The organism is Pseudomonas sp. GM102 (genome assembly GCF_000282555.1).
GTDB lineage: Bacteria > Pseudomonadota > Gammaproteobacteria > Pseudomonadales > Pseudomonadaceae > Aquipseudomonas.
In genome coordinates, this window is sequence record NZ_AKJB01000048.1 from 38594 (window position 1) to 62348 (window position 23755).

23 protein-coding genes and 1 tRNA gene are annotated in these 23755 nt (G+C 57.6%); 19 read left to right on the forward strand and 5 right to left on the reverse strand.

Annotation, left to right across the window (positions count from 1 at the left end):
• The first annotated feature begins 7 nt into the window (after nucleotides 1–7).
• The 5 genes from bamC (at nucleotide 8) to PMI18_RS19545 (ending at nucleotide 3336) form a co-directional block, all read left to right on the forward strand.
• Nucleotides 8–1123: an outer membrane protein assembly factor BamC gene (gene bamC / locus PMI18_RS19565; RefSeq protein ID WP_007898666.1), complete on the forward strand. Its 1116-nt coding sequence runs from the start codon at nucleotides 8–10 to the stop codon at nucleotides 1121–1123.
• A gap of 4 nt (nucleotides 1124–1127) precedes the next feature.
• Nucleotides 1128–1886: an MBL fold metallo-hydrolase gene (locus tag PMI18_RS19560; protein WP_007898669.1), complete on the forward strand. Its 759-nt coding sequence runs from the start codon at nucleotides 1128–1130 to the stop codon at nucleotides 1884–1886.
• Nucleotides 1887–1914: 28 nt separating this feature from the next.
• Nucleotides 1915–2628: a phosphoribosylaminoimidazolesuccinocarboxamide synthase gene (gene purC / locus PMI18_RS19555; protein ID WP_007898671.1), complete on the forward strand. Its 714-nt coding sequence runs from the start codon at nucleotides 1915–1917 to the stop codon at nucleotides 2626–2628.
• An 84-nt stretch (nucleotides 2629–2712) separates the two neighbouring features.
• Nucleotides 2713–2802, forward strand: a tRNA-Ser gene (locus PMI18_RS19550).
• A 342-nt stretch (nucleotides 2803–3144) separates the two neighbouring features.
• A complete protein-coding gene (locus PMI18_RS19545; RefSeq protein WP_007898672.1) occupies nucleotides 3145–3336 on the forward strand; it encodes a YegP family protein in 192 nt (63 codons plus the stop codon).
• Between the two features lie 55 nt (nucleotides 3337–3391).
• Here PMI18_RS19545 and PMI18_RS19540 read toward each other — a convergent pair whose 3' ends face one another.
• Complete coding sequence (locus PMI18_RS19540; RefSeq protein ID WP_007898673.1) at nucleotides 3392–3598, reverse strand: hypothetical protein; 207 nt, start codon at nucleotides 3596–3598, stop codon at nucleotides 3392–3394.
• 239 nt (nucleotides 3599–3837) lie between these two features.
• On the opposite strand from PMI18_RS19540, the gene PMI18_RS19535 reads away from it, so the two are divergent.
• On the forward strand, nucleotides 3838–4764 hold the full coding sequence (locus PMI18_RS19535) for a LysR family transcriptional regulator (protein ID WP_007898674.1): 927 nt from the start codon (nucleotides 3838–3840) through the stop codon (nucleotides 4762–4764).
• Between the two features lie 57 nt (nucleotides 4765–4821).
• Nucleotides 4822–5187, forward strand: coding sequence for a 5-carboxymethyl-2-hydroxymuconate Delta-isomerase (locus PMI18_RS19530; RefSeq protein ID WP_007898675.1), 366 nt, complete (start codon nucleotides 4822–4824; stop codon nucleotides 5185–5187).
• 17 nt (nucleotides 5188–5204) lie between these two features.
• Here the strand turns inward: PMI18_RS19530 and PMI18_RS19525 are convergent, their stop codons facing one another.
• Both PMI18_RS19525 and PMI18_RS19520 read right to left on the reverse strand, forming a co-directional pair.
• Entirely contained in the window at nucleotides 5205–6119 is a 915-nt protein-coding gene (locus tag PMI18_RS19525) for a LysR family transcriptional regulator (protein ID WP_033036235.1), read from the reverse strand.
• 310 nt (nucleotides 6120–6429) lie between these two features.
• Nucleotides 6430–7365 carry a LysR family transcriptional regulator gene (locus PMI18_RS19520; protein ID WP_007898677.1) on the reverse strand — a complete coding sequence of 312 codons (936 nt, stop codon included), beginning with the start codon at nucleotides 7363–7365 and terminating at the stop codon, nucleotides 6430–6432.
• Nucleotides 7366–7540: 175 nt separating this feature from the next.
• Between PMI18_RS19520 and PMI18_RS19515 the strand changes: the two genes are divergently transcribed.
• Genes PMI18_RS19515 through PMI18_RS19490 form a run of 6 tightly spaced genes read left to right on the forward strand, consistent with a single transcriptional unit; the run spans nucleotide 7541 to nucleotide 14452 of the window.
• Nucleotides 7541–8158: a thermostable hemolysin gene (locus PMI18_RS19515; RefSeq protein WP_007898678.1), complete on the forward strand. Its 618-nt coding sequence runs from the start codon at nucleotides 7541–7543 to the stop codon at nucleotides 8156–8158.
• Nucleotides 8155–9723 (forward strand): AMP-binding protein, encoded by a 1569-nt coding sequence (locus PMI18_RS19510; protein ID WP_007898679.1) that lies wholly within the window; start codon nucleotides 8155–8157, stop codon nucleotides 9721–9723. The genes PMI18_RS19515 and PMI18_RS19510 overlap by 4 nt, the downstream gene beginning before the upstream one ends.
• Entirely contained in the window at nucleotides 9698–10579 is an 882-nt protein-coding gene (locus tag PMI18_RS19505; protein ID WP_007898680.1) for a TauD/TfdA family dioxygenase, read from the forward strand. Before PMI18_RS19510 ends, PMI18_RS19505 begins: the two co-directional genes overlap by 26 nt.
• A 9-nt stretch (nucleotides 10580–10588) precedes the next feature.
• Entirely contained in the window at nucleotides 10589–11716 is a 1128-nt protein-coding gene (locus PMI18_RS19500; protein WP_007898681.1) for an aminotransferase class III-fold pyridoxal phosphate-dependent enzyme, read from the forward strand.
• Nucleotides 11694–13034, forward strand: a complete 1341-nt coding sequence (locus PMI18_RS19495; protein ID WP_007898682.1) for an aspartate aminotransferase family protein — start codon at nucleotides 11694–11696, stop codon at nucleotides 13032–13034. The genes PMI18_RS19500 and PMI18_RS19495 overlap by 23 nt, the downstream gene beginning before the upstream one ends.
• Nucleotides 13035–13036: 2 nt before the next feature.
• The gene (locus tag PMI18_RS19490) at nucleotides 13037–14452 is read left to right on the forward strand and encodes an amidase (RefSeq protein WP_007898683.1); all 1416 of its coding nucleotides are present in this window, start codon (nucleotides 13037–13039) and stop codon (nucleotides 14450–14452) included.
• Nucleotides 14453–14458: 6 nt separating this feature from the next.
• On the opposite strand, the gene PMI18_RS19485 is transcribed toward PMI18_RS19490, so the two are convergent.
• Nucleotides 14459–15370, reverse strand: coding sequence for a DMT family transporter (locus PMI18_RS19485; RefSeq protein WP_007898684.1), 912 nt, complete (start codon nucleotides 15368–15370; stop codon nucleotides 14459–14461).
• 56 nt (nucleotides 15371–15426) lie between these two features.
• Nucleotides 15427–16614, reverse strand: a complete 1188-nt coding sequence (locus PMI18_RS19480) for a cyanate transporter (protein ID WP_033036223.1) — start codon at nucleotides 16612–16614, stop codon at nucleotides 15427–15429.
• Nucleotides 16615–17091: 477 nt separating this feature from the next.
• On the opposite strand from PMI18_RS19480, the gene PMI18_RS19475 reads away from it, so the two are divergent.
• The 6 genes from PMI18_RS19475 (at nucleotide 17092) to PMI18_RS19450 (ending at nucleotide 23626) form a co-directional block, all read left to right on the forward strand.
• Entirely contained in the window at nucleotides 17092–18474 is a 1383-nt protein-coding gene (locus tag PMI18_RS19475) for a glutamine synthetase family protein (protein ID WP_007898690.1), read from the forward strand.
• A gap of 166 nt (nucleotides 18475–18640) precedes the next feature.
• Nucleotides 18641–20290: a phosphoethanolamine transferase gene (locus PMI18_RS19470; protein WP_007898691.1), complete on the forward strand. Its 1650-nt coding sequence runs from the start codon at nucleotides 18641–18643 to the stop codon at nucleotides 20288–20290.
• 73 nt (nucleotides 20291–20363) lie between these two features.
• Entirely contained in the window at nucleotides 20364–21026 is a 663-nt protein-coding gene (locus tag PMI18_RS19465; RefSeq protein ID WP_007898692.1) for a class I SAM-dependent methyltransferase, read from the forward strand.
• 123 nt (nucleotides 21027–21149) lie between these two features.
• Entirely contained in the window at nucleotides 21150–22283 is a 1134-nt protein-coding gene (gene rnd / locus PMI18_RS19460; RefSeq protein ID WP_007898693.1) for a ribonuclease D, read from the forward strand.
• On the forward strand, nucleotides 22280–22573 hold the full coding sequence (locus PMI18_RS19455) for a YcgL domain-containing protein (RefSeq protein WP_007898694.1): 294 nt from the start codon (nucleotides 22280–22282) through the stop codon (nucleotides 22571–22573). The genes rnd and PMI18_RS19455 overlap by 4 nt, the downstream gene beginning before the upstream one ends.
• Nucleotides 22574–22693: 120 nt before the next feature.
• Nucleotides 22694–23626 (forward strand): D-2-hydroxyacid dehydrogenase, encoded by a 933-nt coding sequence (locus tag PMI18_RS19450; protein WP_007898695.1) that lies wholly within the window; start codon nucleotides 22694–22696, stop codon nucleotides 23624–23626.
• Nucleotides 23627–23755: the final 129 nt, after the last annotated feature.

A 23755-nucleotide genomic window follows, 5' to 3' on the forward strand; every position in this document is an offset into this window, starting at 1 on the left:
ACTACGCATGAAGCGATTGGCCGGACTTTCCGCACTTGCCTTGATTATCTCCAGCACCAGTGGCTGCGGATGGATCTGGGGCCCGGAAGGTTATTTCCGTGACCGTGGTAGCGACTACCTGGAAGCGCAACAGACTGCACCGATGCAACTGCCACCGGACGTCAGCACCGCCAAGCGTCTGGATCCGCTGTTGCCGATCCCGCGCAACGTGGCCGACGACACCGCCAAGGGCGAATACATCGTGCCTCGTCCGCAGCCGTTGTCGGCAGCGGCTGATGCCAGCGACTACACCCTGCAGAAGAGCGGCGATTCGCGTTGGGTCATGGCCCAGCACCCACCGGCCGAAGTCTGGCCCGTGGCCGTGCAGTTCTTCCAGGACAACGGTTTCCGTCTGGACGAGCAACGCCCACAAACTGGCGAATTCACCACCACCTGGCAGCGTTCCGATGAACTGTCCGCAGCAATGGCCAAGCGCCTGAGCGCAGCCGGTGTCGGCGCCGACAGTGAAAGCCGTGTGCGGGTGCGTATCGAACCAGGCGTTCAGCGCAACACCAGTGAAGTCTATGTGGTCAGCGCCGAGCGTCCTGCCGGCAGCACCGCCAATGTGGATTTCACCAATCGTTCGGTTAACACCGGCCTGGACGCAGCACTGGTCGACGACATGCTGGCAAGCATGAGCCGCACCTCGGAGAAGGGCGGTTCGGTCTCCATGCTGGCCTCTCGTGATTTCGATACGCCAAGTCGTGTCAGCCTGACCGAAGATGGCAGCGGCAACCCGGTGCTCAACGTCGGTTCCGATCTGGATCGTGCCTGGTCGAGTGTCGGTCGTGCGCTGGAACAGGGCGAATGGCGTGTTGAAGACATCAACCGCAGCCTGGGCCTGTACTACATCAACCTCGCCGAAAAAGCCGAGAAAAAGGACGAGAAGCCAGGTTTCTTCGGCAGTCTGTTCGGCAGCAAGCCGGACAAGGAAGAAGTTGAAGCCCGCGCCGAGCGTTATCAGGTTCGCCTGAGCAAGGTTGGCGAGAACGTGCAAGTCACCGTCGAGAAAAACATCAACACCGTGGCGCCAGCAGACGTGGCGCGTAAAGTGTTGACCGTGATTCAGGACAACCTGGGCTGATCACATGCGTTTTGCCGTTCTCGGCAGCGGTAGCCAAGGGAACGGCACGCTGATAGCCAGCGATGACACGTATGTACTGGTGGATTGTGGTTTCTCCCTGCGAGAAACCGAAAAACGCCTGCTGCGACTGGGTGTGAACCCTTCGCAGCTGAGCGCGATACTCGTGACCCACGAACATGCCGACCACGTGCATGGCGTGGGTTTGCTGTCTCGGCGTTACAATCTGCCTGTCTACCTCAGTCGCGGGACCCTGCGCGGGATGCGCAAACCGATTGAACCCGCAGGCTTTCTGGCTGGCGGCGAGCAACTGCAAATCGGTAACCTGAGCATCGGCGTCATTGCCGTGGCCCATGATGCACAGGAGCCGACGCAGTATGTCTTCAGCGACGGTCAGCGGCGTTTCGGCCTGTTGACCGACCTGGGCTCGTATTGCAACAAGGTGCTGGACGGCTATCGGGACCTCGATGCATTGATGATCGAGTCCAACCATTGCCGTGACATGCTGGCTCGCGGTCACTACCCGTACTTTCTCAAGCAGCGGGTGGGCGGTGAATTGGGACATTTGAACAACCATCAGGCGGCATTCCTGGTGGCCGAGTTGGGCTGGCAAGGCCTGCAACACCTGGTCCTGGCCCATCTGAGCAGCAAGAACAACCTGCCGCAGCTGGCCCGGCAATGTTTTGTCGACACCCTCGGGTGCGACCCGGACTGGCTGCAACTGGCCGATCAAGATTCAGGGCTCGACTGGCGACACATCGCCTAGCCCACCTACTTAGCAAGCGGAGCCCATCATGGAAAAACGTGAAGAACTCTACCGCGGCAAAGCCAAATCGGTTTACAAGACCGATGACGCTGACCGCTTGATCCTGCTGTTTCGCAACGACACTTCGGCGTTCGACGGCAAGCGCATCGAGCAGCTCGACCGCAAAGGCATGGTGAACAACAAGTTCAACGCCTTCATCATGCAGAAACTCGAAGCAGCCGGCGTGCCGACCCAATTCGACAAACTGCTGGGCGACAACGAATGCCTGGTGAAGAAGCTCGACATGATCCCGGTCGAGTGCGTCGTGCGTAACTACGCCGCCGGCAGCCTGGTCAAGCGTCTGGGCGTCGAAGAAGGTATGAAGCTCAACCCTTACACCTTCGAACTGTTCCTGAAGGACGACGCCAAGGGCGACCCGTTCATCAACGAATCCCACGTCGTGGCATTCGGTTGGGGCACCGCCGAGCAACTGGTTCGCATGAAAGAACTGTCGCTCAAGGTCAACGAAGTCCTGAGCAAACTGTTCGACGACGCCGGCCTGCTGCTGGTCGACTTCAAGCTTGAGTTCGGCGTTTTCTCCGACGGCTCCATCGTCCTGGGCGACGAGTTCAGCCCGGACGGCTGCCGTCTGTGGGACAAGGCCACCGGCAAGAAAATGGACAAGGACCGCTTCCGTCAGGGCCTCGGTGACGTCATCGAAGCTTACGAAGAAGTCGCCAATCGTCTGGGCGTACCGCTTTAATCGACGCAAGCATCTGATAGCACGGAAAAATTTCGCTTAGGGGGGTTCGCTTCCGGCAAAAGTGTTGTTATGATGCGCGCCGTTGGAGAGATGCCAGAGTGGCCGAATGGGACGGATTCGAAATCCGTTGTACCTTCACCGGTACCTAGGGTTCGAATCCCTATCTCTCCGCCATTACATAGAAAAAGCCCCGTAGCTGAATAAGCTACGGGGCTTTTTCGTTTGTGCAGATTTTTCCGACCGGCCACTTTCGGGTTCGTCCCTACTTTTGCCCAGGTTTTTGGTGTCGGATGAATCAGCACAGCAACGTAAGAAAAATATGCATATTTACGGGAAAACTGACTTCAGCGAGTCGCTTTAATTACCACCCCCTGTATTTGTTGATCGCTTCGTGAATCAAGGGTCTACCTTCGAAACATCCCCTGACATTGAAAGACATTGCCTCAAAAATTCCTCATCTACTCTGGTTTCGCAGGTCACTGATCTGTCGTAATCAGCAGTCGCAAGGAGCGATCAATGTATTTTGAGATTTACAGGCAAACCCGTGGTATCGCACAAACCGGCAAGGGCCAATGGCGCTGGCGTTTGCGGGCGGGAAATCATGAAACGATTGCCAGTGGGGAGGCTTACGTCAACAAGTCTGATTGCGTGCATGCCATCAGTCTGATCAAAGGGACTCACGATCAGACCCCGGTCAGGGAAATATAAGCTCGAGGGCGACGAAGCTGCTCAATGGGAGCAGCTTCGTTTTAACCGGGCGGTCTTACGGCTGTGAATGGCCCAGTTTTCTTTTTATCAGGTCGTAGACTTCCTTGTGGGTGGAGTTGTTCAGGGCGTTGTTCTTGCAAGCCAAGGCCAGGAACGTTTTAACCTCTTCCTTTGCGTGAGGGTAAAGGCCTGCGACGTAGTCGGCTTCATGAACCTGGGTGCAGTTGAAGTGTTTGTCGTCTTTTGCTTTATCTCTAGCCATTGCGAGGCTCCTTTGAGTTCAAATGGTTTTCGGTGGTCAGGGTCGTTTTGCCCCAAACGTTGCTGAGCTTAGGGGCGCAATCGCTTCCTGCCAGACGAACGACGAAATCAGGAAGGGGCTGTAGGACGAAGCCGCTGTCTGCATTTTTGGATTAAACGCAAACTGCTTGAGTCGCATAGACGCCGATTACGACACCTCCCTAAACTGTCATCCAAGTCTTGGGGATCGGGGGGCAATGGATGAATCGCAACGAACTGCGCAAGGCCGACATCAATCTGATGGTGGTGTTCGAGACATTGATGCTCGAACGCAACGTCACACGGGTGGCGGAGAAGCTGTTCCTCGGTCAGCCGACCATCAGTGCGGCGCTGAACCGCTTGCGGACGATGTTCAACGATCCGCTGTTCATTCGGGTCGGCCATCGCATGGAGCCGACGGCGCGGGCCGAGGAAATTATTCTGCACTTGTCACCGGCGCTGGATTCCCTCTCGGTGGCCTTGAGCCTGACCCATGATTTTGATCCGCTCAGCAGCACTATGACGTTTCGCATCGGGCTGTCGGACGATGTCGAGTTCGGCCTGTTACCGCCGCTGCTGCGTGCTTTGCGCCAGGAAGCACCGAAGGTGGTGTTCGTGGTTCAGCATGTCGACTACTGGCGCATTCCCGACCTACTGGCGTCTGGTGATATCACCGTTGGTATCAGCCAGACCCGCGGCCTGCCAGCCAACGCCAAGCGCAAATTGCTGCGACACATCCAGCCCAGTATTTTGCGCGCAGACGCCTCGGACACACCGCTGACCCTTGATGAATATTGCTCGCGGCCGCACGTGCTGGTGTCCCATACCGCGAATGTCAGTGGCTACGCCGATGAATGGCTGGCGGAGATCGGTCGTACACGCCAGGTAGTGCTGTCCGTTCCGCAGTACAGCTCGTTGCCGGCCTTGCTCGCCGGCACCGATCTGATCGCCAGCCTGCCGGATTACACGGCTGAAGCGATGGCCGCGTCCGGCCAACTGTTCAAGGAGCCGTTTCCGTTCAAGACGCCGACCCTGGACCTGTCCATGGTCTGGCTCAGTCATGTCGACAGCGATCCGGCCGAGCGCTGGCTGCGCTCGCGTCTGGAAGCGTTCATGAGTGAGCGTGCGACTCTTGCGCCGCCCCAGTGAGTAGGGCGGCTCTGTGTTATATGTACGACCTTTCTGCCAATCTTCAGGAGCCCCGTTATGCCCCACCTGCACATGGAATACACCGCCAACTTGCCCGAGTTGAATGCCGATCTGGCGTTGATGCGGCTCAACAACGCGTTGGTCGCGTCCGGCCAGTTCGGTGCTGAGTTCGATATCAAGTCTCGTGCAGTGAAGGTCGAGACTTTCAGGGTGGGCACGGCACTGGGCGAGCGGGCGTTCGTGCATGTGAAGCTGGCGCTGTTGAGCGGGCGTTCGGCGGAGATCAAGAAGCAGTTGTCGCAAAGCCTGTTGGCAGTGTTGCAGGACTTGTGCGAATGGCCGGCCAACGTAGAAGTGCAGTTGTGTGCGGAAATTCTGGATATTGATCGCGAGTCCTACACCAAGACTGCCATCGGCCTCTGACAGCCCAGGTCTTGGGTTCAGAGCAAACCCTGTTCTGCGCAGGCTTTGACCACTTGCTCGCGAAGCCAGGTATTGGCGCAGTCCTGGTCGCTGGCTTCGCTCCATTGCATGTCGAGGGTAAATCCTGGCAAGCCCTTTGGTGCTTCGCAATGACTGAATACCGCGTCATTGGTCAGCAGCGTTTGAATGCGCCGCGGTAGCGTCAGGATGAGGTCGGTGCCGGTGATCATCTTGAGGGCTGCCCTGTAGCTATTGGATCGCGCGATAAGCTGTCGTTTGTGATCGACCCTGTGGGTGTCGAAGGTCTTGTGTGGAGAGAGCACGTGACGATGTTCAATGAACGATCGCAAACTTGGGCGTAATTGCGGCGGGGTTGCGCGTTTATCGAAGACGTAAACCAGTTCGTCTTCAACCAGCCTCCGGGATTTTAAGCCAGTATGGCTGTGTTGAAAGTCGTGACCGAAGCAGATCACCAGATCGAGACTGCCATCGCGCAGTTCATCGGCGGGCAGGGCGGTATCGAGTTTTTGCACATTGACGATCACTGGCAGGTTGGCGAAGTCGAAGTTCCTCAACAGCCGCGGCAGTACCATCAGTTCGAAGTATTCCGACGCGCCAATGTTGAAGGTGACGGCTTTTAGAGTCGGATCAAAGGCTTGAGCTCCGGAATGGCAGAAGTTGATGCCTTCCAGAATCTTCAGCACATGCTCGTGCATGGTGGTGGCTTTGTAGGTTGGACGCATTCCTGATCGGGTGTTGATGAACAAATCATCTTCGAAGCCGGTGCGCAGTTTTTTCAGCGAATAGCTGACGGTGGACTGGCTGACCCCGAGGGTTTCGGAGACGGCGGTGACGCTGCTTTGTTCATACACGGCGACGAACACCATGAGGTCCTGCATATCAAGTTTTCTAAGTAAATTGCTGTTAAGCATCTGCCCCATCCCGATGAACTCCCTGTTCTGTTTTGAACGCGATCTATCGATAAAAGGATAACGGAACGATAGTGCTAGGAGAATACCTTGTAGGAAGCTTCATTGTCAGATGTGGGACACAGCGTGTAGGTAACACGACCTACACATTCAATCGCTGGCCTGAAGGGGGGGCTTTCCGGGATTTTCTGGATCAGCGCGGACTGCTTGAAGGTGATCTGTATCGAGTGCCAGGCGCTGAATATCCCACCGGCCAAGCGCTGAAGTTACGCCCAGACACTTGGCTGCGGTCGGTCAGTAAAGTGAAGTCTTATTACAGCAATCCGTCTTGCGCGCACACACTGACAATTTGTTCGCGAAACCAGTTATTGGCGCTGTCTTGACCTGGCTTCTCGTTCCACAACATGTCCAGTGTGAAGTTTGGTAAACCCGTCGGTGGTTTGCAATGGCTGAACCTGGCTTCATTACTGATCAGCATCTGGATGCGCCGAGGCAGAGTGAGAACAAAATCGGTTCCGGGGATCATGTTGAGTGCAGCAACGTAACTATTAGCTCGTGCGACAATTTGGCGGGTGTAGTCCCATTTGCTGAGCCAGCCATCCACCATGTTGGTGTCTGAAGTCCATGGAGTCGGGAAGATATGCTGGCGTGCGACAAAGGTGTCCAGGCTGAACTCGCCCTCTGGAGGCGCAAAGTCTTTATCGACGACGCAGACCAGGTCATCTTCCAGCAGTACTTGTGATTTCAAGTTTTTAGCACTGCAATGGAAATTGGGGCCGAAACAAATTACCAGATCGAAACGGCCATCCATAAGTTCATCGTTAGGGATGTCTCTGTGGAATTTCTGGATATTTACAATGACCGGAAAACTACTGCCGATAAAGCGTTTCAATAAGTTTGGAAGTATAAGAAGTTCAAAGTATTCAGGTGCGCAAATATTAAAAGTGATCTCTTTTTGCGCTGGGTCGAATGAGTGTAGTCCGGAGTGGCATATGTTTATGCTCTTCAGGATCTTGAGAACATGGCTGTACATCGTGGCGGCTTTGTGTGTTGGCCACATGCCATTGCGGGTATTGATGAAGAGCTCGTCGTCGAAACTCGTACGCAGTTTTTTCAAGCAGTAACTCACCGTGGACTGGCTGACGCAAAGGGTTTCGGAGACCTCGGTGACGCTTCTTTGTTCATACACAGCCACGAAAACCATAAGGTCTTGCATATCCAGTTTTCTTAGCAGATTGCTATTAAGCATAAAGGTCCATCTCGGTGAAAATCCATGTGTGTCACGTTACGTCGTGTTTTGTGACAAGGTTGTTTATTTATATATTAGTGGAAGCAATTGGTTTTTTAAATAGTCTGTCGGAAATTTCCTCAATATATTCTCGTTCCACTTTAGAGAGAACCCTGAGCAGGGATAGGAGGGCGAAGTGTTGGTACGAGTCACGGAAAGCCAAACGCCGTTATGGATGCAGGCGACTGAAGTTGTGAAAGAAAAGTTCCGCAGCTCTTATAAGGCATCCGTAGAACCGAGCCCGCAGTATTTTGCGGTCACCCAGGACAGTGAGGAACGGATTCTTTCTTGCGCCGGTATAACTTTTGCGGATGACCGCACACTTTTCTCGGAGCAATACCTGTCGCAACCGATAGAAACGATTCTGTCCCAGCGTTTTGAAAAGATGATTGATCGGTCAGTTATTGCTGAAATAGGCAGTTTGATTTCTCATCATCTGACGGCCGGAATGATCATGGTCAACATGGTTCCGTTGTTGGCCTGGTGCATGGGGGCTCAATATTTGCTCTGCACCGTTACGCCCCGGGTCCGGAAAATGATGGAAAGCTGCCAGATCGATTTCGAACCACTACTCACGGCCGACCCTCAGCGTCTGGCCGACGATGGTGGCAAGAACTGGGGTACCTACTACTCGAAATTACCTGTCACCGGTTTTATCCGCGTGGACCCGAAACGTTCGCGATTCGCCGCTATGACCCTCGGTACTTTGTTCACCCAGTTGCCGAACAATTTGCCGACGAGGGCGCAGTCATGAGCGGTCGTTTCATTGCGGACCTGCGGCTGGCATTACAGATCAATCGTCAGAAGGTCTGCGCTATCGATTGTGCTCCGACCGGCCTGGAACACGCCGCTGTCATGACCTATGGCGAGCTGGAGTCCCGGGCGCTGAATCTGGCGGCAGAACTGCAGCGGCGTTTCGACACGGCGGCTCATGGCGATCACGTTGTGCTGGGGATTGCGACGCGTAACAGCAGTGACTGGTTGATTGCCGATCTGGCTTGCCTGTTTGCCGGAATTACCGCATTGCCTTTGCCGCTGGCGTTCAGTCAGTCCCAGGCCGAGCACCTTGCCGAGCGTTGTGACGGGTTTCTGGTGGATGCCGCAGGTGAGCGAACACTGGCTGAGCGGTGGAGGCTGGATTTTCCCGACAGCCGCCTCAGACGTATCGACGAACCTGCCCTGGAGCAGCCGTTGTTGCGAGAACCGGACGGCGATAGCGCATGGATCTGCAAAATCATTCACACCTCAGGGACTACCAGCCGGCCCAAAGGCGTGCGCCTGAGCACGGCGGCGGTGGGGGCAGTGTTGACTTCCCTGCGCCAGTGGATGCCGGTCGATGCCCATCGCAGCTATCTGTCACTGGTGCCATTGAGCCTGCTGCTGGAACAAGTGACCGCCGCGTATTTACCGCTGCTGGCCGGTGGGATCGTGCATTTCCTGCCTGAAGGCGAGGCGCTGCTAGGTGAGCCGGGAACGTCACCGCAGCGTTTGATCGAGTGGATCCTGCGGGTCGAACCGACGGCCTTGACGGTACCGCCGGTGATGCTCAATCGCTTTCACGAGCTATTGACCGAAGGCGGCGTGCAGGGTGAGCGCCTGTCACGTTACCTGCATTCGGGGGTGCATATCACGTGCGGCGGCGCGGCCGTCAGCATCGATATCCTGCATGCCCTCGCCGAGGATGGTATTGCGGTGTTCCAGGGTTACGGGCTCTCCGAGAACGCCTCGGTCGTCAGTATGAATACCTTGCAGCACCAACGTCTGGGCAGTGTGGGCAGGCCGTTGCCGCATGTTCAGGTGCGCATCGGCGTCGATCAGACCATTGAGGTCAAGAGCAGTTCGTTGTTCAGCGGCTACTCGGGCAAAGATCCGAGCGCTTGTTCGATGTCCGACGATGGCTGGATGGACACCGGGGATCTGGGGGAGCTGGATGCTGATGGCTTTCTCTATGTTCGCGGCCGCAAGAAAAATGTGATCTGCCTGCCCAATGGCCGCAACGTCAGCCCGGAACAGGTCGAGCTGGAATACCGCGAATATCCCGGTGTGCGCGATGCTGCTGTGTTTTTCGATGAAACCCATGGGTTGGTGGCGCTGTTGTGTGTTGAGTCGGTACCGGATCGCGATGACCTGGCCAGCTGGTCAGCCCGGCGCTTTTCCGATATCGAGCGACCGAGCCGCCTGTGGTTGCTGACCAAGGACGATCCATTGCTCGAGCAACTCTACACCGTCACCGGCCGTCCAAAACGCGCCGATATCGCTACTGTTTTCGCCAATCTGCAAGGGAATGCATCTGATGAACACGCCTGCCTATCATTGTGAAAGCCCCGATGTATCCATTATTGAGCCGCGCCATTTTGCAAGCCTGGGCAAGGCCGAGCTGTACGACTTGCTGGGGCATTACGGCGTCGTCCTGTTACGTAACTGCATCCACAACCCCGAGGATTTCAGCGCCTATGTGAAGCAGAACAGCTCGCGACTGAGCCTCGACCCGGCTCGCGTCATGGTCGGTGGAGCCGCGCAGTTGGTGGATGCGGGCCGCCAGGCGATCGGTCTGCATTGCGAAAATGGTAACTCACCGTTCTGGCCGGACATCACCTGGTTCTATTGCCAGGAAGCGCCGCGCACCGGTTCGCAAACCACCTTGTGCGACGGTGAGAAAGTACTGGCGAAGCTGTCATCCGCCTGCCGCACATTTTTCGAGGACAACCCGATTCGCTACAGCCGCACCGTTGCCGGCGACAAATGGCGTCGGCTGGTTTGCCATTATTCGCCGGCGCTCTCGGACCCGGCGGCGGTCAGGATCGAAGATCTGATGCAGATCATCGGCGACGATCCGCAGACACAGATCTCCTTCGATCCGTTTGATGATTCGATTCATTACGCCTTCAGTACCCCGGCGATTCTGGTCTCCGAATTCAGCCAGCGTCCGGCGTTTGCCAACAGTATTCTCGGGCCGTCCTTCAACTATGAAGTGCCAGTGATCGATACATCGTCCGGGCTGCCCATTCCCGGCGAATTCCTGCACGAAATTGCCGAGGTTTCCGCGCAATACACCTACCCGGTCGGCTGGTGTGACCATGACTTGGTGATGATCGACAACCGTCGGGTAATGCATGGTCGTGAGGCCATCGTTGACGAGCGCCGCCGTATCTTCAACGCCCTGAGCTACCGCTGAGACCTATTCATGAACACCAATAACAATCAGATCATTTCAGGCCAGTACGAGACGTATATCGACGGTGACGGTCGCCAGATAATCGATCTGGCCGGCGGGTTTGGCTTTCAGGTGCCGGCGGTAATCGACGCGGTCAGCCTTCAGGCGCAAAGCATGGGGCTGTCGAATCGAGTGCTGATGTCCGACCCACTGATCGCTTTGTGCCGGCGCTTGGCCGAGCTGCTACCGCAGCCGCTGGTCAGCTCCTATGTGTGCAGCTCCGGCGATGAAGCATTCGAAGGCGCCTTGAAACTGTGCAAAGGCCTCAAGCCCAAGGGCAACACCATTGTTGTTGTCCAGGGCGGTGACTATGGCTCGCTGAGTTACGGACGTTGCCTGAGCACGCCGCAAAACTATCTGCAGATGCAGCGTTTCCTGGGCTTCGAGCTCGTGGCGATCAGGCATGTCCGCGACCTGGATAAAGTGGACTGGAACGATTGCTTCGCGGTTTGCCACACCAGCACCGTGATTGATGGAGACGGTCGCTTGCGCCTGATAGAGCAGGTGCTACTCGATCACTTGTATGTCGCGGCAGCCAATGCGTCGGTGCCGGTCATCGCGGTCGACGTGCAGAGTTGTCTGGGGAGCCTGGGCACGCTGTTTGGTTTTCAGCGTTATCGCAATACCCCGGACATTGTGGTGTTGGGCGGCCCACTGGGCGGCAGTGCGATTCCTGTCGGCACCTATACCTGCAGCGAGCAGATGGCCTATCAAGTCTATGGTCGCAGCAGCCCGGCGAAACATGGCAGCACCACGGCCGGCAATCCGATGGCCTGCGTGGCCGCAATGGCAGCACTGAATTACGTGCAGGCACACGACTTGCCCAGGGAATGCCTCAATAACGGCCAGATACTGGCGCAAGCGCTCGCCTCATTCGGCGCTGTCGCCTGCGGTGCCTGGGTCAGCCTACCGCTGCCAGCCGACCTCAAACCCGCCGAATTGTGCGAGGAGCTTTATCAGCGTGGCATTTATGTCAGTGCTCCCCGTGGCCGCGAGTTGATTCTGCGTTGCCCGATCACCGCACGAGCCGAACACATCCAGCGCGCATCCCGGATCCTCAAGGAGACTTTAAGCCATGTCCTTAACCCTATCGCATGAACAACTGCTGGATGATTGCCAGCAGCATTGGAGTGCCTCGGCGGCCAAGCTCTATCGTCTGGGTAAAACCAGCGTCGAAAAGGACGCCGATGGCATCTATGTCACCGACCATGCCGGCAAGCGCTTTATCGATTGCGCATGCAGCTATGGGGTGTTCATCGTCGGCCATCGTAATCCGATGGTGCGTGAACAGGTGCAGACCCAGTTGAACCAGATGGCCTGGATTCCGGAGGGGCGGGTGCATCCGCTGCAAGGCGCATTGTCCGAGCGCCTTCGGAATCTGGTACCGGGGAATTGGGGGGATGTGCAGTTTATGGTCTCGGGTGCCGAAGCCATCGAACAGAGCATGCGTTATGTGCTCAAGGTGAAGCCGCACCGGCGTGGAATCGTGGTAATGAGTGATTCCTATCACGGTAAGACGCTGGCGGCGATGAGCATTCTTGGGCAGAAACAGCACCATCGCAGCTACGGCACCGCGGCCTCGGAAGTGACTTATGTGCCGTACGGTGACTTCGCCGCTTTGCAGAGAGCGGTAGGCGAGGGTGTGCGTGCGGTGTACGTCGAGCCGATTCTGGGGGGCGCCCACTTACAGGTTCCGCCTGTGGGTTACATGGCGAACATCCGCGCCCTGTGCGATGCCACTGAGACCTTGCTGGTGGCCGACGAAATCCAGACCGGTTTCGGTCGCTGTGGCAAGTGGTTCGCCGTGCAGTATGACGACATCGTGCCGGACATCATGATTCTCTCTAAAGGCCTGACGGGCGGTTACACCTCGTTTGCCTGCGCCATGTACAGCTGGCGACTGACCACGCAATACCCGCTGAGCGAGATCGAGCCTGATCAGCGGACCAATGGCGGGCATCCGGTGGCGTGCGCCTCGGCGCTGGCCGCTATCGATTACATCGAGCAGCACAACCTGGTCGAGCAATCACGGATCAATGGCGGTTTACTGCGCCATGGCCTGCAACGGCTGGCTCAGCGTTATCCGCAGATTGTCGAGGATGTGCCCGGTGTCGGCCTGATGACCGGCCTGCGCTTGCGCGGTTCGGTCTACGAAGCGCTGATGAGCATGGAGTTGGGCAAGCGTGGCGTGCATGCCGGGCATTCCATGAATGAAAAAGCCGCGCACCCGGTTCTGCGGTTTTACCCGCCGCTGAACATCACACCCGAAGCGCTTCGGCATGTCCTGACGATGACCGAGGAAGCCCTTGAGGCGATCGCCCAGCGTCCGAAGCTGGCGGTCAAGGCGTTTTCGCTGGTGGTCAGAAACATGTACCACATCCCCAACAAGCTACTGCGCAGCAAAGGGAAGCGCTGAGTATGTTCAATCCCGATACTCTGACCCTGCGCGAAATGGCCGGTCTGCTGCGCCGCGGTGTGCTGACCAGTCTCAACTTGCTGGAGTTCTACCTGCAGCGTATCGATGAACGCAATCCGCAGATCAACGCCCTGATTCAACTGGAGTCTGTCGACGAACTGCGTCGACAGGCCCGGGAGGCCGATGATATGGCCCGCATCGGAAAGATCCGTGGCCCTTTACACGGCATCCCCATGACCATCAAGGACGTCTGCCATGTGCGCGGCTTCCGAATGTCGCGAGGCCTGAAGGAGTTGCTGGGCGAGGCCAGTCAGGAGGATGCCACGGTCGTTGCCCGGCTTCGCCAGGCGGGTGCGATCATCCTTGGGATCACCAATGTTCCCGAGTTGTGCATGGCGTTTGAAACCGACAATCTGCTGTACGGCCGCACGCTCAATCCCTATGACGGGCAGCGTTCGGCCGGTGGCAGCAGTGGCGGGGAAGCGGCGGCCATCGCGGCCGGTTGCTCGCCGGCCGGGCTGGCTTCGGATGCTTGCGGCAGTGTGCGGATTCCTGCGCATTTCAACGGTATCTGCGGCATGAAACTGACTCAGGGGCGCGTGCCGTTGACCGGCCAGTTTCCCTATGATCGCTCCGGGCTGTTTCATCTGACGTCGGCGTTTGGCGTGATGGGGCGTTATGTCGACGATCTGGCGTTACTCGGACAACTGATCAGCGGCGCTGACGGTCACGATCCGGACACCGTCGATGTGCCGTTCGCCGACAGCCAGCCGCTGGCCCAATTGCGTGTCGCACTGTCCTGGGAGTCCACCAGAACCCGGGTGAGCCCGGCGGTGAAGCAGGTTCTGCAACGGGTCGAGAGTTGCCTGAGCAGTGTGGTGGCGCAGGTTACACCGACGGCTCCGCAGATGCTCGACGAGGCCTGCGACGTACTCTGGCGCATTTTCATCACGGGCGCGGATGCCGGGCGTGGCTGGAAGCGTCTGTTCCAGTCCATGGACAAACAGACCTGTACGCCCGCCACCACAGAGTTGATTCGCTTGAGCGAAGAGGTCGAATTGAGCGTGGATGAAATGAAGAGCGACTGGATTCTGATCGATACGTTTCGCTATCACCTGGCGAAGTTTTTCAATCAGCACGATCTGTTCATTTGCCCGGTATTCCCAGACGTGGCGTTCGCCCATGGCGAGTCTTTGCAGGATCGTGATCGCTATTCCTTTGTGTTTCCGTTCAGCCTCTCCGGTTCACCGGCGGTGGTCATTCGCGCCGGGCATGATCCTGTCAGCGGGATGCCGATCGGCATCCAGATAGTCGGCCCGCACTGGCAGGAAGAGCGGCTGCTGGCCGTGGCCAATTTCCTTGAACGCGAACTGGAGCGCTGGAGTCCGGTGGCCCCGTTGGACGCAGTCACTCTCTGAAGGATCTCAAGCCGTAACGGTTTTGGCGTTACGGCTGGTGATCACCAATGCCAGCATGCCGATACCCACCAGCACGGCACCGGTGACTTCTATCAGCACCGGTTGCTGTCTGAGCCAGAACCAGTGAAACAATGTGACAAACAAGGTGTTCAGGTAGACGTAGGAAACCACCGTTGACGGTGAAATCACCCCGATTGCCCGATGCAGCAGCCAGAATGTCCCGAGGGTGCCAAACAGCGCCAGGTATACAAGCCAGAACATATCGCTCGACGACAACTGCGCGCCGCTGCGCCAGCCGCCGTTAAACAGACAGAACACAAACAGAAACAGCGAACCGAAAAGCATGTTCCAGAAGGTCATCGCCACCGGGTCACGTCCCTTCAAACTCTTGGCCTTGAATCGCTGGCTCAGAGGCGAGTAAAGCGCCATCGCCAGGCAGCCGACGCCGAAGACCAGTACTGGGTACAACGCGGGCAGTTTGCCCGGAGCCGCCCCTTTGAGCGTCAGCAGCAGGGCGCCGATTGCCGCAATCGACATCGGCAACAATCGGGTCTTCAGACTCCTACTCGGCAGCAGGACTACCTCAAAGAACAACGTCATCAGCGGCACCAGCGTGTACAGCGTCGCGGTATTGACCGCAGTGGTATAGCGCAGCGCTTCAAACAGCGAACCAAAATACGTTGCCAGCAGCAGCCCAAGAACTGCATGCGCCAGCAAGCCTCTGGCCGATATCGGTGATGTGTTTTTCAATAACAGCAGTGGCAAGAACATCAAGGCTGAAAAAAACAAACGCAGCCCGGTCAACAGTATTGGATCTATCGATTGGCTGACCTCTGCCGCCGCAAAGAAAGACGATGCGATCAGCATCGCCCAGATCAGCATGCCCCAGTGAGCTTCTGCAAAACCGACTTGTTTCATGAGTTCCTTTCCCTGCGTTTGATCGGACCTCCTACGAAAAGCAGGACCTTGGAAGACTATTGGATATGCTGCGCGTATTGCCTTGGGTTGAAGCGCAGCACCATTACAATCATCATCGCCATCACCGCTGTGAGTGACCACCAGGCCCATTCGAAGCTACCCAATTGGTCGCGAATCATCCCGGCAATCAGCGGCGAGAGGCCCGCGATCAGGTAACCGATGCCTTGCACAAAGGCCGTCAGGCCGCCGGCACGACGCGGGTTATCCAGGTGATCAAGGGACACGATCAGGCTCATCGGGAACAGACCGCCAATGCCCAGGCCCAACAGGCACGGCCATAGCAGGCTAAAGCGTTCCGGGCTGAGGATCAGGCCGCAGAAGCCGGCCATGATCAAGGCCAGCAGAACGACCAATACCAGACGCTTGTCCTGGCTGCGGTTGGCAATCGCGGGTGTTATCAGTCCGGACACAACTTCCATGGCCGTGAGAAACCCCAGCAATAAGCCGGCATTCTGTTCACTCCAGCCTTTTTCCACGTAATACGGGGCTAGCCAGGCCAGTACACAGGTGTAGGAGGCCGTGCCCAAACCGAAGAAAATCGCCAGCAACCAGGCCCGTGAGTTACTGACGAAGGACTCCTGGCGCCCCATCGGCGCCGCCGGCAATGGCGCGATTGCCGAGCGCTGGGCAAGCCAGAAGGCCAGGGCAACCAGCGTCAGTAGCGCCCAGATTGCCAGCCCCATCCGCCAACTACCGGTTTGCGCCAGGACGAAAGGCGAGAACGATGCTGCAATCGCCGCTCCGCCCATGATCGAGGTGACATACAAACCCATGAACAGCGAAACGTTGTCGCTGAAGCGTGACTTGATCAGCGCCGGCATCACCGCCTGAATGAGGGCGATCCCCAGCCCGGCCAATACCGCGCTCAGGATCAACTCAAGGGTGCTGTCCAGGTACAGCCGAGAGACGGTGGCCACACCGATGATCAACAAGGACAGGATGATGGTGCGGTGTTCGCCAACCCGTTGCGCAATGCGCATTCCCAGGAACATCGCCAGGCCCATCGCCATTACAGGCAGCATGGTCAGCAGCGATGCGGTACTGAAACTTAATGGAACATCCCCGCGAATGGCCGACAACAACGGCCCGACAGCGGCCATCGAAGGCCTCAGGTTCAGTGCCACCAATACCACGCTGACCATCAGCCATCCGGCATAGGAGCTTGTAGTACGAACGTTTTCCATAACGGAACCCCAAATATACAAGGTTGTGATTAGGCCGCTCCAAGCCTGCAGGGGCAAACTGAAAAGTCGCTGGCACTATCGAGAAATTAGGTTGGTTGCCGGGAGGAATGTTTAGCCAATCTACAACCAAGGTTCATCAAGTCTGGATTTAACGGCTTATCCGCCCGTGTGACGCTGCTTTGCATCTGTTTACTGCGGTCTTTTCCATGGACGTCCGGCTGATCGGCATCAAACACGAGGGGGCGTCTGGTGCCGCTTCAAGCCTTCAACCACGTCGTCTATACAGACCTGCCAGCGCGCCAAGCCTGTCTGCACTCCCTTCTGAACTGGCCTTCTGGGCACTGTGGCACTGTCGCCACGCCCGCCCGCCGGATTCCTGCATGTCCCGTTGATTGTTCTGACAGGTCCCGCGCTGTGCGCCGGGATCAAACCGGCGGCGCCTGTGCGTTTGCCTGACGCGGATAGACGAGAATTCCCATGAGCTGTGCCACGACATCCTTCGCCACGAAAGAAGAAGCCCTGTCCTTCCTGGAACATCATCCAGATATCGAGATGTTCGAGCTGTTCATCCTCGACAACAACGGTGTGCCACGGGGCAAGTTGCTGCATCGCGATGAATTGCTGGCGGTGTACGAAAGCGGGCGGCCGCTGCCGAGTACCATTCTGGGCCTGACCATCAATGGCGATGACGTGGAAAATTCCGGGCTGGTCTGGGACGTCGGTGATATCGATTGCCGCGCCTACCCGATCAGCGGCAGTTTGCAGCGTATGCCGTGGCGATTGATTCCTACGGCGGCGGTGCAGGTCAGCATGCATCCAAAAGAGGGCATGCCCGCGACCATCGCCGACCCACGGCACCTGCTGGCCAAGGTCATCGAAGGCTTGCAGGCCGACGGTTATTACCCGGTGATGGCGGCGGAGCTGGAGTTCTATTTGCTGGATCAGCAGCGCGACAGCAACGGTCGGCCGCAGCCGGCGCGGGATGTTGATGGCGGGCGACCACGCGCCACGCAGGTCTATGGCTTACGTGAACTGGAGCAAATCGAGCCGTTTCTGGCCGATCTCTATAGCGCCTGCAAACTGCAGGGTATTCCAGCGCGCACGGCGATTTCCGAATACGCGCCGGGGCAGGTGGAAATCACCCTCGAACACCGCACCGATGCGTTGCAGGCGATGGATGAAGCGGTGCGCTACAAACGGCTGGTCAAGGGCGTGGCCCACAAACATGGGATGGCGGCCTGTTTCATGGCCAAGCCTTTCGATGATCTGGCCGGCACTGGCATGCACATGCACGTCAGCCTGGCGGACAAGGACGGCAATAACCTGTTCGCCAGCGAAGCCCCGGACGGCACGCCGCTGCTTAAACAAGCGGTCGGCGGAATGCTCAGCACGTTGCTCGATTCGTTGCTGCTGTTCTGTCCGAACGCCAACTCGTACCGTCGTTTCCAGACCAACAGCTACGCACCATTGGCGGCCACCTGGGGCGTGGACAACCGCACCGTGAGTTTGCGGGTGCCCGGCGGGCCGGCATTCTCCCGGCATATCGAGCACCGCATCTGTGGTGCCGACGCCAACCCGTACCTGGCGGCTGCGGCGATCCTGGCCGGCATTCATCGCGGCATCCGTGAGCAGATGGACCCAGGGGCTCCGGTCGAGGGCAATGGATACGCCCAGGCCACGGAGTTGTTGCCGACCGACTGGTTGACCACGTTGCGAGCATTGGAAGCTTCGAACTGGGCGCGTGAGGCCTTCGGCAGTGAGTTTCTTGGCGTGTATCTGGCGGTGAAACGTGCCGAGTACCGGCAGTTCATGGGTGAAGTCGGTGAGCAGGATTGGCGCTGGTATCTGCATCAGGCCTGAAACGAATCTGCATTATTGAAAGTTTGAGCCTTATGCCATGAGCCAACTAATCGTTGGCTTCTTTTTCACGAAAAATTGATGGTTGGCTGCTTAAAATTTGTGTTGTCGCGGTAAATGAAATTTTCACATTTGCCGCGGGCACTTCTTTCAGGAACAGCCAATCGTCATGTTGAAGTTCAAAGCCGTGCGCCCCGAATGGGTGACGTTGATTGCCAGTGCCTTTTTATTGGCTGGGTTCAATTCAGTTCTCTGGCAACACCTCTTCGATATCACCGCAGCAGACGGTCAAGGCATCGCCATGCGTGTCGCATTCGGGGTGATGATCCTGGCGGTCTTCAACATTGTGCTGACCTTGCTGGCATTCCGGCCGGTGATGAAACCGCTGTTGACGCTGATCTTTTTGGTCAGTGCCGGCGTGGCGTATTTCATGAGCCAATATGGTGTGCTGATCGACGCCGGTATGTTGCGTAACTTCGCAGAAACCAATGCCACGGAAGTGCGCGACTTACTGTCCGTGAAGTTGTTTGTTTATATTGCGCTTCTCGGAATATTGCCGTCGTGGTTGTTGTGGCAGATCCCCGTCAATTACCGTCGCTGGCACCGTGAGTTATTAAGTAAAGTGTTGGTGAGTGTCGCATCGGTTGCGGTGATCGGTGGTGTCGCCCTGGTCAACTATCAAGGCCTGTCGTCGTTGTTTCGCAACCACCATGAGTTGCGCCTGATGGTGGTGCCAAGCAACTACATCGGTGCCTCGGTCGGTTATTTGCGTGAGCAAGTGGTTTCAGCCCGGCAACCCTTTATCAAACTCGGTGAAGATGCCCAGAGAAATCCTGCCTGGCAAGCCCACGGCCGTAAATCCCTGACGGTACTGGTGGTGGGCGAAAGTGCCCGGGCCGAGAACTTCGGCATCCTGGGTTATAACCGCGACACCACACCCAAACTGGATAAAGAGGCCGGCCTGATTGCCTTCACCGATGTGCATTCTTGCGGTACGGAAACGGCCGTGTCGGTGCCCTGCATGTTCTCCAACATGGGCCGCAAGGATTACAACGCCAGCAAGGCGAAGAACGAGGAAGGTCTGCTGGATGTGCTCAAGCACGCCGGTCTCGAGGTGATCTGGCGCGATAACCAGTCGGGCTGCAAAGGCACCTGCGATCGGGTCACTGTCGACGACGTGAGTAACCTGAAAGACCCGGCGTTGTGTGCCAATAGCGAGTGCCGCGATGAAATTCTCCTGCAAGGTTTGCAGCACTTCATCGACACCCTGGATAAAGACACCGTGTTGGTACTGCACCAAATGGGCAGTCACGGTCCGGAGTATTTCAAGCGCTACCCCAAAGAGTACGAACACTTCACCCCAGTGTGTGAAAGCAATGCACTGAACAATTGCAGCCGCGAAAGTATCGTCAATGGCTACGACAACACGTTGGTGTACACCGACCACGTGCTGTCGACCCTGATCGATCTGTTGCGCAGTAATCAGGACAAAGTCGATACCGCCATGCTTTATCTGTCGGACCACGGCGAATCGCTGGGCGAATACAACCTGTTCCTTCATGGCACGCCTTACATGCTGGCGCCGGAACAACAGAAGCATGTAGCGATGCTGGCGTGGTTCTCCGACAGCTATCAAAAATCGTTCTCGGTGGACACCCATTGCCTGCAACTGAGTCGTGAAAAGCCCTTGAGCCAGGACAACCTGTTCCATTCCATGCTCGGCCTGCTGGAAGTCAACAGCAAGGTCTACGACCCGCAACTGGACATGTTTGCCGGATGCCGCGGTGCAGTGATCGACGGTGTGCTGGCCAAAGAATGAGTGAACTGACCTTTTTTTCACGTAGCGACCGCTAACCTGCGGCGTCTGAAACGTCCAACAAGAGCCCTTGCACATGTCCGCGCTGCCCCCATCCGCCATCGAACTGGAGTTCGCCCGGCGCTACGATCAGGAACATGCCCGCGTCTGCCTTCAGTCGCGACCGCGTGGGCTGGCGGGGCGTTTGACGTTCTGGCGCGACGAGCAACTGGTGCGTAATGCGCTTCAGGTCGCTGGCGAACCGGGATTGATTCTTGATGTTGCCTGCGGTGTAGGGCGCTTCTGGTCGATTCTGGCCGAACATGCGAATCGGGTGATTCTTGCGAGCGATCCGTCTCAGGACATGCTCGATCATGCCCGCACCCACCATCCGCAGCACCTGCTGGAGCGGATCAAGACCTTTCAGAGTTCAGCCTTCACCATCGGTTTGTCGGCGAACGCGGTGGACTGCATTTTTTGCATGCAACTGTTTCAACACATCACCAGTCCTGAGCATCGGTTGGCCCTGCTGGGCGAGTTCCATCGGGTCAGTCGCGACACCGTGATTGTGGCGGTGCGGGTTGATGCGCATTTCAAACTGCGCCAATCGGGTGTGAACGGTGCACAGTCCCAGCCACAGGCGAGCAAGGCCGAGCTTGAGGCGGAGTTCAGGCAGGCGGGTTTCCGCTTGCTCAGCCATCAAGACTTCCTGCCGGGTTGTGCGCGGATGCGGGTCTACGTGCTGCGTAAGGGCAGCTAGTCTCCTCCTGTCAGACTATTCTTGCGGTTCAGCAGGTATTTTCGCTAAAGCTCTTGTTCAGTGAATGCGCGGAAATCGCCGGGGGCGATATATACTGCGCGCCATTCTTCAAGGGAGAGCCGTGTGGCCATCGATATTCACTGGATTCGCGACAACGATAGCCTCGGTCAGTTTTGCGCCGAGTGGCAGCAACTGCCATTCGTTGCCCTCGACACCGAATTCATGCGGGTCGACACCTTTTACCCGATCGCAGGCCTGCTGCAGATCGGTGATGGCGTACGCGCTTACCTGATTGACCCGCTGACTATCGACAATTGGCAGCCATTGGCCGCGTTGCTGGAAAACCCGGCTGTGGTCAAAGTCGTGCATGCGTGCAGCGAAGACCTCGAAGTTCTGTTGCGCCTGACCGGCAGCCTGCCGGCGCCGCTGTTCGACACCCAACTGGCCGCCGCTTACCTGAACCTCGGTTTTTCCATGGGCTATTCGCGGCTGGTGCAGGAAGTGCTCGGCATCGACCTGCCCAAGGGCGAGACCCGTTCCGACTGGCTGCAACGTCCACTGTCCGACACCCAGATCAGCTACGCCGCCGAAGATGCCTTGCACCTGGCGGAAGTTTTCGTACAGCTGCGTCCGAAACTTTCTGACGAAAAATACGCCTGGGTTTTGGAAGACGGTGCCGAACTGGTGGCCAATCTGCGTCGCGAGGTCGATCCGTATGAGGTCTATCGCGACGCCAAACTGGCCTGGAAGCTGTCCCGTGCCCAACTCGCCGTGTTGCGTGAACTCTGCGCCTGGCGCGAACGCGAAGCCCGTGCCCGCGATCTGCCACGCAACCGTATCGTCCGTGAGCATTCCCTGTGGCCGTTGGCGCGCACGCAGCCGGACAACCTCGGCGCGCTGGCGAAAATAGAAGACATGCACCCGCGTACCGTGCGTCAGGACGGCGAATTTCTGCTTGATCTGATCAAGCGCTCTGGCAGTGTGTCGCCTGATCAATGGCCACCGGCGGTGCCGGAGCCGTTGCCGGTGGACGCCGCCGCGCTGGTCAAACAGCTGCGCGCGATCGGCCAGGCCGAAGCCGAGCGACTGAACATCGCCCCAGAACTGATGCTGCGCAAGAAAACCCTGGAAGCGCTGCTCAAGAGCGGTTTCCCCAATGGTCCTTACCAATTGCCTGATTCGCTGCGTGGCTGGCGCCGCGAATTGATGGGCCAAGCGCTGCTAGACAGCCTGGCCACCGCCGGAGAACAGCCTTGAAACGTATTTGCTCCATCTATCGAAGCCTGAAGAAAAACGAGATGTACCTCTATGTGCTCAAAAGCGATGCACTGGAGCGCGTTCCGGAAAGTCTGATGGCGGCCTTCGGCAAACCGCATCACGCTTTCGATCTGGTGCTGACGCCCGAGCGCAAGCTGTCACGCGAAGACATCACTGTGGTGCTGGAAAACCTCGAAAAACAAGGCTATCACCTGCAAATGCCGCCGGCCGAAGACGAATACATCGAGCATCTGCCGGAAGAATTGCTACGACGCAACGACCCGATGTAATCGTCAGACAGGCTCTGTTCAGAGCCTTTGTGAAACACTGGAATGATTTTGGCGATGGCCAGGGCGATGGGGTGAGACTCCGTCGGCGGCCGTCTGCACTGTTTTTGAAAGGTTTGAACCATGCGCGTGCTGATTGCTGAACACGACCACCCTGTGTACGCCCAACTGCTGCGTCAGGCAGCGCCTGATCTGGAAGTACTGACCAGCGGTGACTCCGCCGAACTGGCCCGTCAGGCCGCCGATTGCCAGGTATGGCTCGGTCAGCCGGACCTGCTGGCGACGCTGTTGCGTCAGGGCCACACGCCAGCATGGCTGCAGTCGACCTGGGCCGGCATCACGCCGTTGCTGGCCGACGGCCTGCCACGGCACTATCGCCTGACTCGCGCGGTAGGGATTTTCGGTCAGGTCATGGCCGAATACGTACTGACTTACATGCTCGGCCACGAGCGCGAAGTACTGGCGCGCCTGGTCAGCCAGGTCGAGCGTAAATGGGACAACCGCCAGGGTCAAAGCCTGGCCGGGCGCAAGGTGTTAATCGTCGGCACCGGTGACATCGGTCAGACCGTGGCGCAGTTTCTGCTACCGTTTGGCGTCGAGTTATATGGCATCGCCAGCGAAGCTCGCGAGCAGACGCCGTTTGTCGAAGTCGGCGCGCTGAGCGACTTGCCGCGTCTGGTCGGTAAGGTGGATTACGTGATCAATCTGCTGCCGAACACCCCGAATACTCACGACCTGTACGACGCCGCACTGTTCAAGCAGTTCAAGCCGACCGGGTTGTTCATCAACGTCGGGCGCGGCGTGGCGGTGGTCGATGCAGATCTGGTGGAAGCCTTGAAGGAAGGGCATCTGGCCGGGGCCGTGATCGACGTCTGCCGTCAGGAACCGCTGCCGCAACGCCATCCGTTCTGGACCGCGTGGGGCCTGCTGCTGACGGGACACAGTTCGGCACCGACTTCGCCGCCTATGATGGTGAAGTTGTTCGTCGAAAACCTGCGGGCGTATCAGGCGGGTGAAGCGTTGCGCGGGGAAGTGGATTTTTCACGCGGGTATTGAATTCACCCAGCTGATCATTCCCACGCTCCGCGTGGGAATGTCGCCAGGGACGCTCCGCGTTCCGCTTCGGATGTGACGCAGAGCGTCACGGGATGCATTCCCACGCGGAGCGTGGGAACGATCGAGTCC